Source organism: Paenibacillus xylanexedens (assembly GCF_001908275.1).
Lineage (GTDB): Bacteria > Bacillota > Bacilli > Paenibacillales > Paenibacillaceae > Paenibacillus > Paenibacillus xylanexedens_A.
The window spans coordinates 1,970,007-1,987,594 of record NZ_CP018620.1 but is presented as its reverse complement, the minus strand read 5'-3'; the positions used below and the strand labels follow the sequence as shown (position 1 = coordinate 1,987,594).

Genomic DNA, 17,588 nt, shown 5'->3' with positions numbered 1-17,588 from the left:
AACACTTATTCATTTATAACACCAGTCCGGTTTCTGTACTTGGATTTCATCAGATTCACCTTCAATAATTATGAACATTTATTCCCCCCCTCGCCATTTGAACCTTCATTACGAAAAAAACCGAAAAGGCAACCCATCAAGCGGGCCACCTTCTGCATTCTATCCCTTGTAAAAAGGGTTCCACCCTATGCCTTTGCCCGATGGCATCGCGCCAGGCACCCCATCCGCTTCAAGCAGCGGACGGACAATTAACTTCACGGGCCACTCCTTGCTCTCGAATATCGCATGAGCGAGCGCGGCCCGATCAGATTCGGGAAGCTGCACTTGATGCAGCGCTTCCTTCCAAGCCTGCTCGGTGATCTCCCATAACTTCGTTTCCGGGATGTGATACACCTCGCTCAGTGCCTCCATGATCGCAGCCAGATTCACCTGCGTCCCCAAAGACTGCACATAGAAGATCAGCTTCTGAATCGTCTCGTTATACAGGCTGTTCGAGTAGCCTGGGCGAATATGATAGGCAGGGTCTGCAATGCCATGTTTGTCCAGATAAAGCTGATGCAAACGCACGGAATCATGATCGCGGAACAAAAGACCTTTTACCTGATTATCCCGTAACACCAGACAGCAGTTCTGACCATGAATCTCAGGTACAACACCCACCTTGAACAGGCGCATCACGATATCATAAAACGTCGTAGCTATGCTGGTATAAAAGTCGAGAACATTCGTGCTGCTCAGATCATCACCCAGAATGTCCTTTAATAGATGATGACCTTCCAGATTCACACCCAGTGCGGCCATTGGAATGACTTTGTAGGCTTCATTCAGCAATTCGGCGGGATACACACGAATCTGTGCAGCCAGATGGCGTGGATGATCATCGAACAGTCCCATGGATTCTGGCATAAAGCCCCACCAGTTCTGCTCTTCACACATATACACCTTATCCTTCAACGTCTCGTCACAAGCAACGGCCTGCCTTAACATGCGTTCTCCAGCAAGACCATTCAGAAGTTTGACTACCGGAAGATAACGAGCAGCCCCCAGAGACAGCACACTAACCGGTAGCTTGAGCATTAGGGTGGATTCAATTGACGGAGCCATCGAGCGCAGAGAGGATGTGGCCTGTACGTCGCCCACTTCTACGTCCAATACGACAATGCTGCCTTCTTCGATCTCTCCCGTGAAGCTTGGCAGAATCACATGTTCCAATTGCCACGGGTGAACAGGCATCGGCAGATATTCGTCCAACGTGATCCCTTTTTTGGCAAACTCGGCTTCTACTACTCCACGCTGAACATCATCTAACACGTCCAAAATGGACAACCCCTCTTCATAACCTTGCTGTACCGCATCCAGCCGTATAGCCACCCAGCGCAGCGAAATCGCCTTCCCGAATTCTGCTGCATACCGTGTTACATCTTCTGCATTGAATCCCACCTTGGCTTTGGACGATGGGTGAAATGGACGATCCCGCAATGCCGCAACGCGCTCCCCCTTGATAAACCATTCATACGCAGAAGCCGGGACGTTAGCGGACAGATACTGGACTTGTTCCCAGCCCAAAGCATACTGCTCCACAGCAATGTCCAGACTAACCAGGAATTCCGCCACCCCAGGCTGCGCATAGGCCTTATCCGACAAAGCCCTCTGTAACACCGCACGTCCAACTTCTGCCGGAGTATCAAGGAGAACCCAGCTTCCATCAGTTTTCTCCTCGTAGATCGGTGAACCCTGAACCCACTGAGTCCCCTGTCTTACTCCTGTTTCAACCAGACAGAGTATACCTTGAGTGTGCAATCTATAGCGAGAAGCTACATTATGATTATGCTCTTCGCTGTCATATCCCTTGTACAATCGACGGAACGGTGCAGGTGATGCGGTAAAATCAATGAATGGGTGATCCTCCAGTGGGAGTAATTGCTCCGACAAGAATGAATTCATCAGATCCGCCATAATCCGGCGTTCAGCGGCTTGCAGACTGGAACGTTTCATCAGTGTTGACATGATTATTGTCCTCCGTTAGATAATGGAATGCCGGGTGCGGATGCCCCAGAAAATCATGATGCGAGATGGTCCAGCAATAAGCCCCAGACTTTTCAAACAAAACAATATCTCCCACGCGCAGCAGTGCTACCTCCGCATCAGAATGCATGCGATCCTTAGGTGTGCATAGCTCACCTACGATATGGACTCGACGATCTCTTACCTCTGGACGGGCAAATGAATGCTTCCAACGGTCCGTCTCCATAATCTGGAACGGGTGGTTATGCCCCCATGAAGCAGGCAGACGATTGTGGTGCGTACCTCCTCTTAACACGGCAAAATACTGATCATGAGAGGTTTTGATATCCGTAACTTCTGCTACGTAGTACCCATGGTCTGCCACCAGTAGTCGACCCGTTTCAAAATACAGCTGACCTCCGCGTGAAGCAAGGCGCTCTCTGGCTTCACTTTGCTCCAGCAGGGAAGTGAACAAGGGCCAGTCGAATCCGGGGCTGCCATCATACGTAACACCGAACCCACCTCCTGCATTCACCACTTCCACAGGAAGATCATACTGTTGCTGCCATTGCTCCACCTTTTGCAAATACAGTTCGATCATCTCGGCGTGCAGCCTGGCATCCATATTGTTAGACAAGGAATGAAAGTGGAACCCGCTTAACCGAACTACACCCGCGCCTTCCACACGAATGAGTTCGACGGCTTCTTCCACTGCCTCTTCATCGATACCAAAAGGACTCGGTCCGCCGCCCATAACAATCTTCGTCCGGGGTAACGTACTGCTTCGCAGATTGATTCGGAGCAGAATGCGCACCTCCTGCGCTTGCTTCTGTTGTTGTTTGTGTTTCGGCTCATGTCCCGGTTTTTGCTCCCATTCTTGCTTCTGCCTGCTCCCCTGCACCTGCTCCTGCTCCATCGCTCTCTCTTTCGCAATCGCAATGATACGCCGCAGCTCCAGCAAACTTTCCACATGAATGTAACTCACGCCATGTTCCATCGCTAATCTCAGTTCGCTCTCCTTCTTACCCGGACCTCCAAACAGAATCGGAACCTCGCGACTTACCGCTCTAACCTTGAGCAACTCTCCACTTGAAGCCACTTCAAAGCCCTTCACCAATGGTAGCAACGCCTCAATGATTCGCGGATCTGGATTCGCCTTAATGGCGTAAAACAATTCTGTGTTTCCGGGCATGCTGCCCAGCATCTGACCTACCTGTTCCTGAATGCCGGCCAGATCGTAGACATACGCACATACCGGGTCTTCCTTTCCGCGTTGTAGTTCATCAATCGCCTGCCATACACTAGGTTTCATATCTGCCCACCCGCATTCCTGTAGTCATTCCGTTTTTGGGTAAATGCCCGAAACGCCGTATTCCGATCATCACCAAGCACGTATATATGTACTCCCCGCTCAGCCCAGAGAGACATATCCTCCACACCTCTGGTGACCGTTGCATAAGGTACTTCGCACTGCTGGGCAGTAGCGTGCAATTCATCCAGCGCACGTCTCACATCCGGGTGCTCTGTCTGCCATGGCACACCGAGGGATTGCGACAGATCTGCTGCCCCTTCCAATACAAAAATCACCTGAGGGTGAGACAGAATCTGTGCACTTTGCCGAACGCCCTCCACACTTTCGATCATGGGTACAACCATCACTTGTTCGTTCGCTTCCCCAATGTATTCAGTGAGCGGATATTTCCCAAATACACCGGGACGACCGCTATTCAAGCTACGCATGCCAACCGGATGATAGTAGGCGTGACGAACCGCTTCCTCCACCTGCTCCAGTTGCTCGACATGTGGAATGACGATACCTTGTGCGCCACAGTCCAGCACTTTCAGAATCTCCGCTCGCTCCACCTTAGAAATTCGAACCAACGGGGTTAGGCCCACGAGTTCCGCCGCCCTGATCAACTCTTCCACCGATTCCATCGATGTTGCGGCATGTTCCAGGTCAATAATGACAAAATCATATTCCGCATGTCCGATCATCTCGATAATGACCGGGTGCGGGATCGATACAAAAAGGCCATAAACAGGCTGTTTGCGTGCAATTTTTTCCTTCAGCGTGTTAATCCTCATTCGACGATTCCCTTTAATTCGGGTGTTCTCTTTGATTCAAGTGCATCCTTTGATATCTTGAGCGGATTGCTCGCTTTGCGGAAATATAACTCTCCATCCCCATACAGACGGCGCTTGGTCATCTCTTCGATCAGTGCATCTTCGGCAAAAAGGTCAAATGCCACAAACCGTTCCGTATACTCCGGGTGCTCTCGCTGATAATCCACAATTACACCTGCGCACAGCTGCCAGAACGCTTCCTCCGACAGACCAAACTTCTCCAAAGCCAGCGCAATATCCGTCATGCAGATAAAAAAGAAAGCATCATACGTATAGTCACGGACTTCCGACACATCGCCGGCATAGATGAAGGAATACCGATTGAACTTGCGATGGGTTTCCGGTTCTGGGTTCAGCTTCGGTGCCCGTTCCGGGTGCAACAGTTGATCCGGTACATAACGAACACCATCATGCAGATCCTTGATAATGATTCGTTTCGGCAGATCGTCTTCCAGGACCAAAATGATATTCTGGGCATGAGATTCCAGCGCAATCCCGTGTGCATAGAGCAGATGTATAATCGGCAGTGTAACTGTGCGTACAAGGGCCTCGCTCCACTTTTCCACACCATGTCGTTCTACAGCATCCTGGATAAATGGAACACCATCCGGCTGTACCAACATCAGTGCATTCAGAGGCCACGCGGTCTCACCTTGCTTTAGATGAACCGATACATTCTCCCGCCAGATCGCACCAAGTGTGCCGTAGGCTCGTCCATACTGAGTTACAGGCAACTCTTCATAACGGAAAGACAGTCCCATGATTTCTTTCAAAATGGCAAACTGCGCCTGCTGCAACAGCTCATCTTCACGAACAAGTTCTTCCAACCAATCACTGATCAGCGGCGCGTTCTGGGTCGTATGCTGTGCCAGAATACGCGTGCTCGATGTGTTGGTGATGCTAAGGGCCAGCTTGATGTAAGGGGCTTCCGGGTTCACCCGATTCGACAGCGAACGGATCGACTGCTGCGCACGATAGGGCGAAGACGATGGACCAAGATACACGATGTCTCTATCCATCAACTGACGGGCATATACCGATTCCAACTGATGCTCCCATTGCCATGGATGAACTGGAATGAACACATAGCGATCATCCGCTTCAGAACCTATTTCCCCATCTACCTTGCTGTCTTTGCTGCCAACGCTAGAGCCTATTAAGCTATCTTGAACAGCTGTTATTTCACCAACCTCGGCACTGCTCTCAAGCTGATCTGCACTCGCCGCATATGCGTTGACGTTCTCACCCGTGTCCGTAAAACCTTGTTGTTGCAGGATCTGTTGAAATCGCTGCATATCCTCTGCGGTCAGATGTTGCCCTATCAGTTCTTCAGAGCTATACCCTGCGGATACAGCGATCTGAGCCAAATCTTTTTTCACAGCAACCCAGACTAATGAAACCTTCGAGTTAAATTCAGGGCCATAGGCCAGATTGTCTTTCAAAGAAAATCCCAGCCTCGACTTATAACTCGGGTGGTACAGATGACCATCAGTCATATGACTTTCGAGCGCATCATAATGTCGATCTTCATTCGGAATGTTCAAGGGCAACATAGCTTGGCACTGGCTGTCCTTTGCCATCGTTTCGAGCAGTTCCTGGATAAAAGCCGTCACATTTGCACCCTTCAAAGCGTTCAGCACAATTTCCTCCAAAAACAGATCCAGATCGGTGCAGAGTACGCCATCCCTTTGAATCGAACCCTTCTTCACCTTCACCCGGCCGAACGAAAACTTCCGCTCCGCTTCACACGTGTACGCCACAGAATCGCCGGAAGATGTAAGGCCGCTGGTTCGCCATTCGCTCCCACTTACATGACTGTCCAGAATGCCTTCGAACCACATCGCCTCCAACGTCTGACGCATGATCCGTTCCTGTACACCCACGTAGACTGCTTCTGTCCTGCCGCCTGCTTCAGCCCTGTATCCCACGACTCCCACGCACTTCACTCCCTATTCGTTTCATTACATTGCTCACCGGCACGTAGGCCGGGGTTTGGCTGATACCCCTTAGACAACTCACCAAATTTTGTTTGGCCAGAAATGCATCCGTCGTCAGCAGATGTTGCACATATGCATTGCCCGTTCGTTCCAGTTCCTCCACAAGCACCTCACGTACTTGCTTCCAGAAATGCTCCTCCGGGAGGTTCACATCTCGCGCCATGGCATGAATCAGAGACCCAAGGTGATTGACGATAAAATAGTACGATGTCCGCGCCCAGGCTTTCTCTCGCGAATAAAATAATAAATCGGACGTTGCACGATCCTGCTCACTTATAAGTTCCTCATCCACACTGACCCCTTCCAGATCGCGGACGATAAAATCCACAGGCAACCCATCCTTTAAGGTCACAAGGGTATTCTGCAAATGAGCTTCAAAATGAATGCCTTTCTCACCCGCCGCCCGTACAATCGGCAGCAGAGAACACTTCAGATATCGATCCAGCCAACGCTCGGCAATGTCACGTCCACCACCCAGCATCGTCATCAGTCGCGACCGCATCCCAGGAAGCGGTGCCTCAACCAGACTGGATAAGACATACGTATTCGCAGGGTCGAACTCAATGGGCCGATAAGCTATCGTGAATAGACTGGTTAACTCTTCATTATCAAAGGCACATGTCGCTACACCTGTCTCATACGCAATATGTGTGTTCGGTTCAGCACCGAAGCAGTCATGCTGCCTGACGTACTTGGAGGCATCCAGTGTTCTGCGCATCTGCTCAGCACTGTTGGTGCGAATCATGTTCGTGATCTGCATGTTCAGTGACAGCTTGATATTGCAGTTCCATTCAGGAACATAAACTGTACGGACCGAAGAAGTTGGATAGACGGTTGGCCCCGCACTGCCAAGCAGGATTAATTTTTCATCTCGAAAATAGGACTGTATCTCGGTCAACCGTGATATGTACGCGTATTGCCATGGATGGACAGGCAGCAGCCCATACATTTCACTCTTTTCTTTTAAAATAGGCTCCACATGGCTCCGCAGGAGGTCATGCAAATCCATTGCCGCCTCGTTATCCACCCATTCCTGCACGTAGACATCCTGCCTCACGGCGATATAACAGAGTTGAAACGATGTCCGTAACTCCGGGCTGTAGTTCTGAACATCTTGCTCGCTGAAGCCTTTGGAGTTCTTCGGAAACGGATGGAACGGATGACCATACAACAGTGACTGTTCCGATGTCCGATAGTCGTGGATGTCGAGACCGGCTGCTTGTTCGATATACAACGTAAGGTTACCGACACTGTTATCTACCTTTTGTGCAAAATCTCTGGCATACGCCAGCTCTACGCGATTCGTATTCTCACCCCATGGATGTACATTCTCCAGCTCAAGTGAACGCTTCATCTCCATCACACTTTTCTTCATTCCATGTTGATCCGAACTCGCTCCCTGTTCCCCATTCCCGCTTAGCTCAGATGTGATCCAGCGAACCAGGTCGCCATAATGCACCGTTTCCCCGCCAGATTCCATGCTGAGGTATTCATGCTCCCCTATGGCAGAGTAATAAGACAAGCGTCCTGTCACCTTCACCCTACTAGCTTGAAAAGCAACAGTGTACGTCAGCGTATTTGGATTGATCCAAATATCGCTTTTCTTCTCTAGCGCAAGTTCACGGATGTAACAGTTCAGCAGCAGTTTGCACGAATGTTCATGCGCCTGCTGCTCAGCTTCAGACCGGAGCTTGTTTTCCATCTCGAACAATGATGCCAACCTTCTTTCGGGTTATAAGTAAGACCAGGGGAAGTGTAAGCAGTATGGCGCAGCCAAGTCCGATACAGATCTCTTTGAGTGCTCCCCATTTTGCCATCTCCATGGAGGTTCCTGCCCCGGCAAGCCATTGCCAACGCATATCGTAATACAGGGTCAAGCCCATCACCGCAAACGAAGAAGCCAGCCGCTCAATCGTGGTTGATAACACCGACCCTTCGTGCATATCTTCGTCCGGTAATGCTTGCAGACCAATTGCAGAGATACTCATGCCTGACAGACCAACGCCAATTCCCCGACACGCCATGAGCATCCCGATGATCCATATTGACGCTCCCATGGGCAGAACCGCAAACGATAAGATCGATATCGACACCAGCAACGTCCCCCATGCGATAAAATGCATGGACCGACCGCGATCCAGCAAGCTGCCGCCAATCCACATAAACAGACTTGTACAGATCGACAAGGGAATGAACAACACACCGGACAGGGCCGGTGACAGGTGGAAGACGTCCTGGAACAATAGTGGCAATGCAAAGATCACACCAAACATGACACAATCCTGAATCGTCGAGATCCATACGGTCAGCGGAAAGACGGCATTACGTCGCAGTAACTGGTACCGGATGAGTGGTTCCTTCCGACCGTTCTCGGTCTGGACAAAACGAATGAGCAACACCACACCGAGCGCAATTAGCATCCAAGGTACCCATACTGCCACGACAGGACTTGCGTACAACTGTACCCCCAGACTAAGGGCACCTACCGCGCAGATCAGCATCATGACACTGGATGGATGCCATTTTTTCCTGCGAGCAGGGATATAGGTCTGAATGACTCGACCACACCCAATCAACGAGAATATAGCCAGTGGCACATTGAGCCAGAACAACATTTCAAGCCGTCCATACTGTATGATGAAGCCACCCAGCGTTGGCCCAGCAGCCGGAGCCAGCATAAGCAGCAAGCCCCACGCTCCGGTAATTCGCCCTCTTACCTCCGGTCCGTATACATCAAACAGCAGCACAAGTGATAACGGAATCATCAGCCCCGCGGCAACGCCATGCATAAAACGGACCAGCAACAGTACTTCGATGGAGTGATAAAACAATGCACCTGCCACCGAGAACAGTCCATAGATACTGATCCCCAACATATACGTCTGCTTACGCCCTAGTCGGTCCACAATCAGGGAAGCCAGCGGCATCGTTAACGTCATAGCCAGCATGTACAGCGCGATAATCCACCCGCCTGCTGTCGTAGAGATCTGATAATATTGCACAAAATAAGGCAGCAGCAGGTTAAATGCACTGTTGGTCAGTACCAGCGAAAAGGCACCGATCAGAATCGCGAGTAATACTGCATGCCTCTTCATCAGGGAAAGCTTCAGCATGCGGCTGTTGCTAAGGCAATCGCTTCAGCTACCGATTTCTCAAAGATCACAAGGATTGCACCCGATTCTTGCTCCGTAATATTCAGCGGCGGCAGAAAACGAACAACAGCTGAATGACGCCCGCCCAGTTCTACAATTAATCCATTCTTGAAACATTCACGCTGAATAGACTCAGCCAGCGCACCATTAGGCAGATAATGTCCCAGACGATCCTTGCGTCCTGTTGGATCAACCACTTCAACGCCAATCATCAATCCTCTGCCTCGCACGTCACCAATCTCTGCATATCGCTCTTTCAATGCATTCAGTTGATTCATGAACTGCTCACTGCGCAGATGTACGTTGTGTAGAACATCCTGTTCCCGAATATAACGAAGTGTCGCAAGTCCCGCTGCCATGGCCAGCTGATTGCCACGGAACGTACCTGTGTGTGCACCAGGTTGCCATTGATCCAGTTCTCCTTGGTAGATGACGACAGACATCGGCAGACTTCCGCCAACTGCTTTGGAGCAGATGATTACATCGGGTACAATTCCGGCATGTTCAAACGAAAACATTCGGCCTGTCCGTCCAATGCCTGTCTGCACTTCGTCGATGATGAGGGGAATACTTCGCTCTGCTGTGATTCGCCGCAGCTCCCTCAGCCATTCGATATCTGCCGGAATGGCTCCACCTTCACCCTGCACCGTCTCCACAATGACCCCACACGGTGCGGCAATACCGCTCTCGCAATCATCGAGCAAGTTCTCGATATACTGTGCGCTTAATTGGGCCGTCATGCCCTCACCAACACCAAATGGGCAGCGGTATTCATAAGGAAACGGCAGGAAATGTACATCGGGCAGCAGGCTTTGCAGATGTTGTTTCTTGCTCAGGTTGCCACTCATCGACATTGTCGCTTGGGTCGAACCGTGATAACCTCCCTGAAAGGCAAGAATAGACTTGCCACCTGTAGCATGTTTGACCAGCTTAATGGCTGCTTCAACTGCATCGGCCCCCGTTGGACCACAGAACTGGATTTTGGCTTTGTCTCGCATCTCGGCCGGGAGAATGGAAAACAGTTCTTGCATATATGAAAGCTTCAGCGGTGTTGCCAGATCCAGTGTATGAAGCGGAATCTGCTGATCCAGAACATCGCGAATGGCGTTGACCACCGTGTCATGGTTATGCCCCAGCGCCAATGTTCCTGCACCAGCCAGGCAATCGTAGAATACGCGGCCTTCCGTATCGGTAACCTTCACCCCATGGGCCTTGTTAATGACAAGCGGGAAATGTCTGGGGTACGATCTTGCATTGGATTCCTTCTCATTTTGCATCTTCAGATATTCCGTCTGCACCTCTACTGACATAGCCTTCTAACGCTCCTTATAATCGATTCAGGCTGAACCTGCTGCCTGTGATTCTTGTTCTTCATTTTGCATATGACATGGTATTGGTTCAAAATCATGGTAAAGTCCGAATTAAATGATGGTATTCGTCATCTGTTATCCGTTATATATTGTCATCTATACGTTGTTATACGTCTTATATTTAAGTTGTTCCTGGCACAGGTATTCCAGATATAACCGAACCACATCACGAGTTGTCCCACCATGGGGGAAGACGTGGTGTGTCAGATCCGGCAAAGCGTTCACTTCCAGGATGCCTCCCTGTTCTCTGGAGATCGGAGTGCGGATATCACAACAACGAACATCGACCCCTGCTACATCGATCTGAAGAGTTTTGGCCGCTTGAATGATCATTCGCGCATTATCGGGATGAATGATTTCGGTACAATCCTTGTAGAATTCACTGATTTTTCCGGCGGCTGAGTTACGGAGATCATATAACTCGATTTCTTTTCCGGCGGCAGGAACTTCATCCAGTGTTGTCCCTTGTGCACGTAATACCTCTAACAGACGTTCAGCTTCTGCATCAATCTGGGGAAAAGCTTCATACTCGCCAATGGGTGTCATCTCGATTCGTTCCTGATTCAACTGCTCGATTAACGCCCGAACGGTTGAAGTTCCGTCTCCCTCGACATAGACAGGCCGATACTCATTCACAGCCACCACTTCACCGTTAATGATCAGCACTCTGTAATCGATTCCGGTCACATATTGCTGTAACATAATGCTGCTGCCGTGGACACTCGCAAGATGAATGGCTGCCTCCAGTTCTTCTTCAGTACGCACATCCAGCGTCACGCCCATGCTGCTGCTCGCATCCAGTGGTTTCACTACAATAGAGCCGTATCTATTTAGAAAAGCTACTGCTTCGCTTCCCATCTCCGGGATCACGATAAATGACGGTACAGGCATTCCCTGTTCATGCAGCAACATATTACATGCCTGCTTGTTCTTCGCGAGCAGTCCAGCGATTAACGGCAGACGATGAGATCTGGTTTTGTTAATGATGATCTCTTGGTCCCCTACGGACAGCTTCAGAAAATCTTCGCATCCCTCAAGAAGTGGCTCACAGGTGATGCCCATTTCTCTCGCTTTGCTTATAATGAGTCGGTTTTGCAGATTATGAATCCCTTTCGGAAACACTGAAAATCCTCCTCGATTGAATGAAAGTACTCGCTCCTATATAAGTTGAATAGAGTTTTTACACGAAATCACTGCGCGGTCAGAACCATCTTCCGATCGCTGTTATCCCCAGATTTTTTGAATCCCTTATACAAAGGGGAAATCCGGTGATAAAGGCGCACGCTACGCTTCTTCAGATCTGTTCTGCCCCCTCCGTTAACGTGTGAAATTTGAATTCAACTTATATTGCTCATACTTTCATCAATTTTTATTGTAATTTTATATTGATAATGATTATCAATATCATATAAAATCTATTTTATGGCAATTTGTTCTTTGTTGTCAATAATAAACTTTTAAGGAAAAATAAGATTGATTTTAACATGAGTTTATGTAGGCGTGGTTTTGTTACATCGAATAACAGGTACAACAAACGCGGCAATCTCTGGATCAGATGAAACCAAGAGTTTGCCTGTTCCTGTTATTTGCAGTGAACGCAGAAGCGTTGACGAGGAGGTTAGAAATAGGGATATAGCTTGAATCATTCGTCGAATCATTATTCAAATAATCATGGAACACGTAGCGAAAAACTTAATGGTTTAAATTGAGACAGGTCGGACAGTAATCCTTTAGATCTTCGTCAGTCGATATTCCGCAGCCAAAATCTGCATCTTCAGATCCTCAGGCCAGCTGAGTGTAACGCTGTTCTCCATTCAGCTTCCTTGCCTTCCATGCAGGATAATGGTTGGTGTGCCGGACAGTGGACCGACCGCAATCTCACACTCCATCTGGAAAACCTTCCGGACCATGTCCAGTGTAACGAGATCTTCCGGTTTACCTTCTGCGTAAATGGACTTGTTGTGAACAGCCACAATGTGATGTAACCCGTTTGCCCTTTTCCCTATAAATGATATTGAAACTCATTATCAATTGAATTGTAATGGAGATGAAATCATTATACAAGCATTTTATTTGGAAAAAATTATCACTCCATGTCGAACTCTGTAACTTCATAAAACAACATTAAATAAAGATATATTAACTAAACCAATACAATATATATCGATACAATACGCCTCTACATAACCCATATATGTAAATTTATTCTCACTAACTTAACATGCAAAAACCTCTTCTTACTTCTAGCTTCATCTAATACATGTCCTTTTTGCTGGTGGATCATTATTCATTCATATGCATTCAAGAGAGTTATTTACTGTAAAACAATTCCTGTAATTTCTTGTCGTACTATGTTAGATTATCCATTGGAATAAAATCACATCTATAGATAGGGGAATTTAGCACGTGAAGAAATCATGGGTACTATCAATCATTATGAGTTTTGTTTTGCTCGGTGGGGTATTCGCACCTGCATGGTCCTATGCCGCTGCTGCGGATGACTCAACCACTACATATTCGGAAGACGAATACTATGAAGTTGACACGTCAGAAGAAGAACCGGAACTTACAGCCGAAGAAGAAGATTTCCTGAACTATCTGGATGCATTGACTGATCCAGCGGTATACGAGAAGAAAGCAATGGATGCAGTGGGTGGCAATACATACATTACATCTTCCAATCGCAAGTCCTTTTATTTGAAACTGAACAATACAGCAATCCCTAACTACACCAAGTATGTTTCCATGCTGAAACAGATCAAACCGGAGAATGCTGAACTGAAAAAAATCCATGCCAAACTGATCAAAGGCAGCTATGCTCAGCTTGAAGGATATCAATTGTTCAAAAAGTCTGTTGCCAAAACGAAAGTAAACAGCACGCTCCTTAAACAAGGTAATGACAAGATTGCATCAGGAATTAAAAACATTCAACAATATCATGCTGAAATCAAAGCCTACGGCGAAAAACTCGGCTACCAAATGTAAAACAGCCACACATGTATAACGTCAGATTGCACTATTCTGGCGTTCACCGTGTGAATGGATTCACCGCTTTATACTTTTTAAATATTTTGAAATTTAAGGAAAAAAAGTGTTTTCTTTTGCTGAGTTAGTTCGTATAATAGCACTATAATCAAAAGGCTATGCTGCCGAAAGGTACAACCTCGTGAACAATAGAGGTTGTGCCTTTTTTGCGTTTATGGCCGCATTGATCTGAAATTTCATCATCTGACGAGGAGTGATTCACATGATTCTTGAAGCCATTTACCATCGCCCAAAACTCAATTGGTCTTATGCTTATGACCGCTCGACCATGCACCTCCGACTTCGGTCCAAACGCGGAGACCTGGATGCGGTGATTGCCATTACCGGAGACAAATATGCCTGGGATCGGACGATCACACACATCCCTATGCACATCTTTGCCCGGGATGAAATGTTCGATTATTGGGAAGCTGAGACTTCACCTCCCTATCGCAGATTACGGTATGGTTTCCAACTGATTCAGGGAGAGGAATCGATCTGGATGACGGAGCGCGGATTCGAGCAGTCGCTGCCTGATCATCCGCTCGAATTCTTTGATTTTCCATTTATGAATCCGGTCGACATTTTTGAACCGCCTGCTTGGGTTAAGGACGCTATATTTTATCAGATTTTCCCGGAACGTTATGCCAATGGTGATCCATCCATCAGTCCCAAAAATGCTGAACCCTGGGGAGGAGAACCTACACCGGTGAACTTCTTCGGCGGCGATCTCCAAGGTGTGCTGGATCACCTGGATCATATAAGTCAGCTCGGCATCAATGCCATCTACTTTTGTCCGCTGTTCGAGGCCACGACGAACCACAAATACAATACAGGCGATTACATGAAGGTTGATCCTCACTTTGGAACCAATGAACAGTTCAAGGCCTTCGTGGATGCCTGTCATCAGCGCGGTATACGCGTTGTTCTGGATGCGGTGTTCAACCATTCCGGCAGAGAGTTCCCTCCTTTTGTCGATGTCATGAAGAATGGAGCCTCTTCCCCCTACGCAGACTGGTTCTATATCAAAGACTGGCCGCCACGTGTGGAGGATGGCATACCGACTTATGACACCTTTGCCTTTGAACCGCTCATGCCGAAGCTGAATACGGAACACCCTGAAGTGAAGGCATACCTATTAGAGGTAGGACGTTTCTGGATAGAGGAGATGGACATTGACGGCTGGAGGCTCGATGTAGCCAACGAGGTAGATCATCAGTTCTGGCGCGAATTCCGTCAGACAGTAAAAGCCATCAAACCTGACGCCTATTTGCTCGGTGAGATCTGGCATGATTCGCTCATGTGGCTTCAGGGAGACCAGTTCGATGCCGTGATGAATTATCCGTTTACCAATTCTGTATTGGACTATACGGTGCACGGCAAGCTCGACGGACTCGCATTTGCCAATGAGATCGGCAAACTGCTCGCAGCCTATTCACAGCCTGTGACCGAAGCGTCCTTCAATCTGCTCGGAAGTCATGATACACCCAGACTGCTGACCTTGTGTGATGGAGACGAGCGCAAGATGAAACTTGCCGTTACGTTGTTGCTTACGTATCCAGGTGTGCCATGTATCTATTATGGAGACGAAGTGGGACTTGATGGGGGATATGATCCGGGTTGCCGCAAGTGTATGGAATGGGATGAGACCAAGCAGAATCGCGAGCTTCTGGAATTCTTCACCCGTACCATTGCCCTTCGTAAAGAGCACCCTGCCCTGCGCAGCACAGAACTGAAGATTGTATATGCAAAAGCCGGAGACCCTTGTCTTGCCATCGAACGATTGGATTCGCAGACGGGAGAGCGCATGCTTCTTGTACTGAATGCAGGTGATGAGCCGTGTACCCTTGAACTCCCTTTGGGAGATCGTAACGTCTGGCGAAACCTGTTCACATCAAACACCGTGGAAGCTCGGCAAAATAAACTGACCCTCGATTTGGAAGCATACGGATTCTCCCTCATGCAACTTGAGGTGAAACAACCAGCTGAGGCCTGAGATAAATACAGCTAACAAGGGAAAATAACTTCAAAAAGGCTGTCCCCTAGGTGATATGCTCCCCATAAAGTAGACAGGTAAAATAATAAAATCCTGTTACTGTATGGGTAGCATATCAGACCAAGGACAGCCTCTTCTGTATCTTATACGTCATATTCTAGCTATGATGAACGTAACCGCAAAAAATAGCCCTCCATATTGCTGCACATCGTAGGTTAAAATGGACAGTAAGAAGACCACCATTTCAGAGCTACACAGCAAAGGAGAGCTATCCCTATGAAGTCTACCACAAAATTCATTGGTTTAGATGTATCCAAAGAAAAAATTTCTGTCGCTATTGCTGACGAGGGTCAAGACAAGCCGCGGTATTACGGCACCATTGCTCATGCGCCTGCTGCCTTACGCAAACTCATCAAAGAATTGGGTCCGGCAAGCTCCCTCTCGTTTTGTTATGAGGCCGGTCCTACAGGATACGAAACCTACCGCTGGATCGAATCCATGGGGGCCCATTGTGTCGTCATTGCCCCTTCACTCATCCCCAAACGCTCCGGCGATCACGTGAAAACCGATCGACGGGATGCCGAGCAACTGGCACGTCTGTTCCGTGCAGGCGAGCTTACGCCGATTTACGTTCCAGCACGTGAAGATGAGGCGCTTCGTGAATTGGTTCGGGCACGCGAATCGGCAAAAGAAGATGCTCACCGGGCTCGTCAACGCGTGCTCAAATTTTTATTGCGTCACCAGATCCATCCGCCTGAACAAATCAAACGTCGCTGGACGAAAAAATATCGCGTATGGCTTGGACAACTGACCTTCCCGAATGCGCCTATGCAGATTGCGTTTACGGAGTACCTTCATGCCATGGACGAGATCGAGCAACGCATCGGTCGACTGGAAAAAGCCTTGATTGAAGAGGCGGCGACCAGCTCTAAAGCCGATTTGATTCAAATTTTACAGTCTCTGCGTGGCATTGGATTTCTCACGGCCGTCACGCTTGCTGCGGAGATTGGTTCCTTTGCCCGTTTCCGTTCCCCTGCTCAGCTCATGGCTTACTTGGGCCTGGTTCCGCGTGAGCATTCGTCTGGAGTCCGTACCCAACGAGGCTCGCTCACCAAAGCGGGAAATGGACGATTGCGTCGCACCTTGATTGAATCGGCATGGAGTTACCGCCATCGGCCTGCGATTAAAGGGGACTTGGCCCGCCGTTTGGAAGGTCTGCCTGCGGACATACAGCTCATTTCATGGAAAGCCCAGGAACGGCTGCACCGAAAATTCCGCCGTTTAGTTTATGGATTAAACAAACACAAAAATGTCGCGGTCACCGCGGTGGCCAGGGAACTGACCGGGTTCATTTGGGCGATCGCCCGAACGTTGGAGCTACCGAACGCTCAGTAATCTGTTATTCATCTTGAAGAGACGGATGGTTTAAACGGAAAAAGGGGAAAACCCCGGAGCCCTAAGCCCGGGAGTTCATGGAAGGTTCAGGAGAGAATGTGCGAGGTTCGTTTGCACTAGGCTTTTAATGGGCTGAACGTGCGTGGCTAGCTTGTAACAGCTCTCCTTGACGAAGGCATACCATGTGGTAACCAACCCACGGATAGCAGCGTGCCAACCGTCGCTCGCATATGGACTCCCGCGCTTAGGGCTTCGGGGAAAAGCAGCTTTTTGTGATGGGCTTGACAAAAACGTTCATAGCAACGAACCCAGCACACGTTATTCGCTTCATTAATACGCGGGCTAAATGCCTAACGAATCAGAGAGACCTTATTTCGTCCAATAAGTCGATTTTCGAGAGCAGAGGCCGTATTTTTGAAGCAATAACGTTACTGAGATTCGTTAGGTTTTACTTTTCTTGATTATCCCCTCATTACGATGTTTGAGGTTCGTTCAGCGATAGCCTTTCAAGCGAGATAAAACTCTT

The 17,588-nt window shown here is 48.7% G+C and carries 12 protein-coding genes; 3 read left to right on the top strand and 9 right to left on the bottom strand.

Features of this window, described 5'->3' with window-relative positions; genetic code table 11:
* Positions 1–159: 159 nt before the first annotated feature.
* From BS614_RS08700 to BS614_RS08660, 9 genes are all read right to left on the bottom strand, one after another.
* Entirely contained in the window at positions 160–2,007 is a 1,848-nt protein-coding gene (locus tag BS614_RS08700; protein WP_074093680.1) for an IucA/IucC family protein, read from the bottom strand.
* A complete protein-coding gene (locus BS614_RS08695) occupies positions 1,967–3,316 on the bottom strand; it encodes a type III PLP-dependent enzyme (protein ID WP_074093679.1) in 1,350 nt (449 codons plus the stop codon). Before BS614_RS08695 ends, BS614_RS08700 begins: the two co-directional genes overlap by 41 nt.
* The gene (locus BS614_RS08690; protein WP_074093678.1) at positions 3,313–4,089 is read right to left on the bottom strand and encodes an HpcH/HpaI aldolase family protein; all 777 of its coding nucleotides are present in this window, start codon (positions 4,087–4,089) and stop codon (positions 3,313–3,315) included. Before BS614_RS08690 ends, BS614_RS08695 begins: the two co-directional genes overlap by 4 nt.
* Positions 4,086–6,065 carry an IucA/IucC family protein gene (locus tag BS614_RS08685; protein ID WP_074093677.1) on the bottom strand — a complete coding sequence of 660 codons (1,980 nt, stop codon included), beginning with the start codon at positions 6,063–6,065 and terminating at the stop codon, positions 4,086–4,088. Before BS614_RS08685 ends, BS614_RS08690 begins: the two co-directional genes overlap by 4 nt.
* The gene (locus BS614_RS08680; RefSeq protein ID WP_244898327.1) at positions 6,040–7,827 is read right to left on the bottom strand and encodes an IucA/IucC family protein; all 1,788 of its coding nucleotides are present in this window, start codon (positions 7,825–7,827) and stop codon (positions 6,040–6,042) included. The genes BS614_RS08685 and BS614_RS08680 overlap by 26 nt, the downstream gene beginning before the upstream one ends.
* Positions 7,805–9,220: an MFS transporter gene (locus tag BS614_RS08675; RefSeq protein WP_244898291.1), complete on the bottom strand. Its 1,416-nt coding sequence runs from the start codon at positions 9,218–9,220 to the stop codon at positions 7,805–7,807. The genes BS614_RS08680 and BS614_RS08675 overlap by 23 nt, the downstream gene beginning before the upstream one ends.
* Before the next feature lie 11 nt (positions 9,221–9,231).
* The gene (locus BS614_RS08670; protein WP_074093674.1) at positions 9,232–10,587 is read right to left on the bottom strand and encodes a diaminobutyrate--2-oxoglutarate transaminase; all 1,356 of its coding nucleotides are present in this window, start codon (positions 10,585–10,587) and stop codon (positions 9,232–9,234) included.
* A gap of 156 nt (positions 10,588–10,743) precedes the next feature.
* Positions 10,744–11,769 carry an ATP-grasp domain-containing protein gene (locus tag BS614_RS08665; RefSeq protein WP_074093673.1) on the bottom strand — a complete coding sequence of 342 codons (1,026 nt, stop codon included), beginning with the start codon at positions 11,767–11,769 and terminating at the stop codon, positions 10,744–10,746.
* Between the two features lie 692 nt (positions 11,770–12,461).
* Entirely contained in the window at positions 12,462–12,620 is a 159-nt protein-coding gene (locus BS614_RS08660; protein WP_210436967.1) for a hypothetical protein, read from the bottom strand.
* A gap of 433 nt (positions 12,621–13,053) precedes the next feature.
* Between BS614_RS08660 and BS614_RS08655 the strand changes: the two genes are divergently transcribed.
* The 3 genes from BS614_RS08655 to BS614_RS08645 all read left to right on the top strand — a co-directional run bounded on the left by BS614_RS08655 (position 13,054) and on the right by BS614_RS08645 (position 17,062).
* Positions 13,054–13,632 carry a hypothetical protein gene (locus tag BS614_RS08655; protein WP_074093672.1) on the top strand — a complete coding sequence of 193 codons (579 nt, stop codon included), beginning with the start codon at positions 13,054–13,056 and terminating at the stop codon, positions 13,630–13,632.
* A 262-nt stretch (positions 13,633–13,894) separates the two neighbouring features.
* On the top strand, positions 13,895–15,667 hold the full coding sequence (locus BS614_RS08650; RefSeq protein WP_074093671.1) for an alpha-glycosidase: 1,773 nt from the start codon (positions 13,895–13,897) through the stop codon (positions 15,665–15,667).
* 276 nt (positions 15,668–15,943) lie between these two features.
* Positions 15,944–17,062 (top strand): IS110 family RNA-guided transposase, encoded by a 1,119-nt coding sequence (locus BS614_RS08645; protein ID WP_074093670.1) that lies wholly within the window; start codon positions 15,944–15,946, stop codon positions 17,060–17,062.
* Positions 17,063–17,588: the final 526 nt, after the last annotated feature.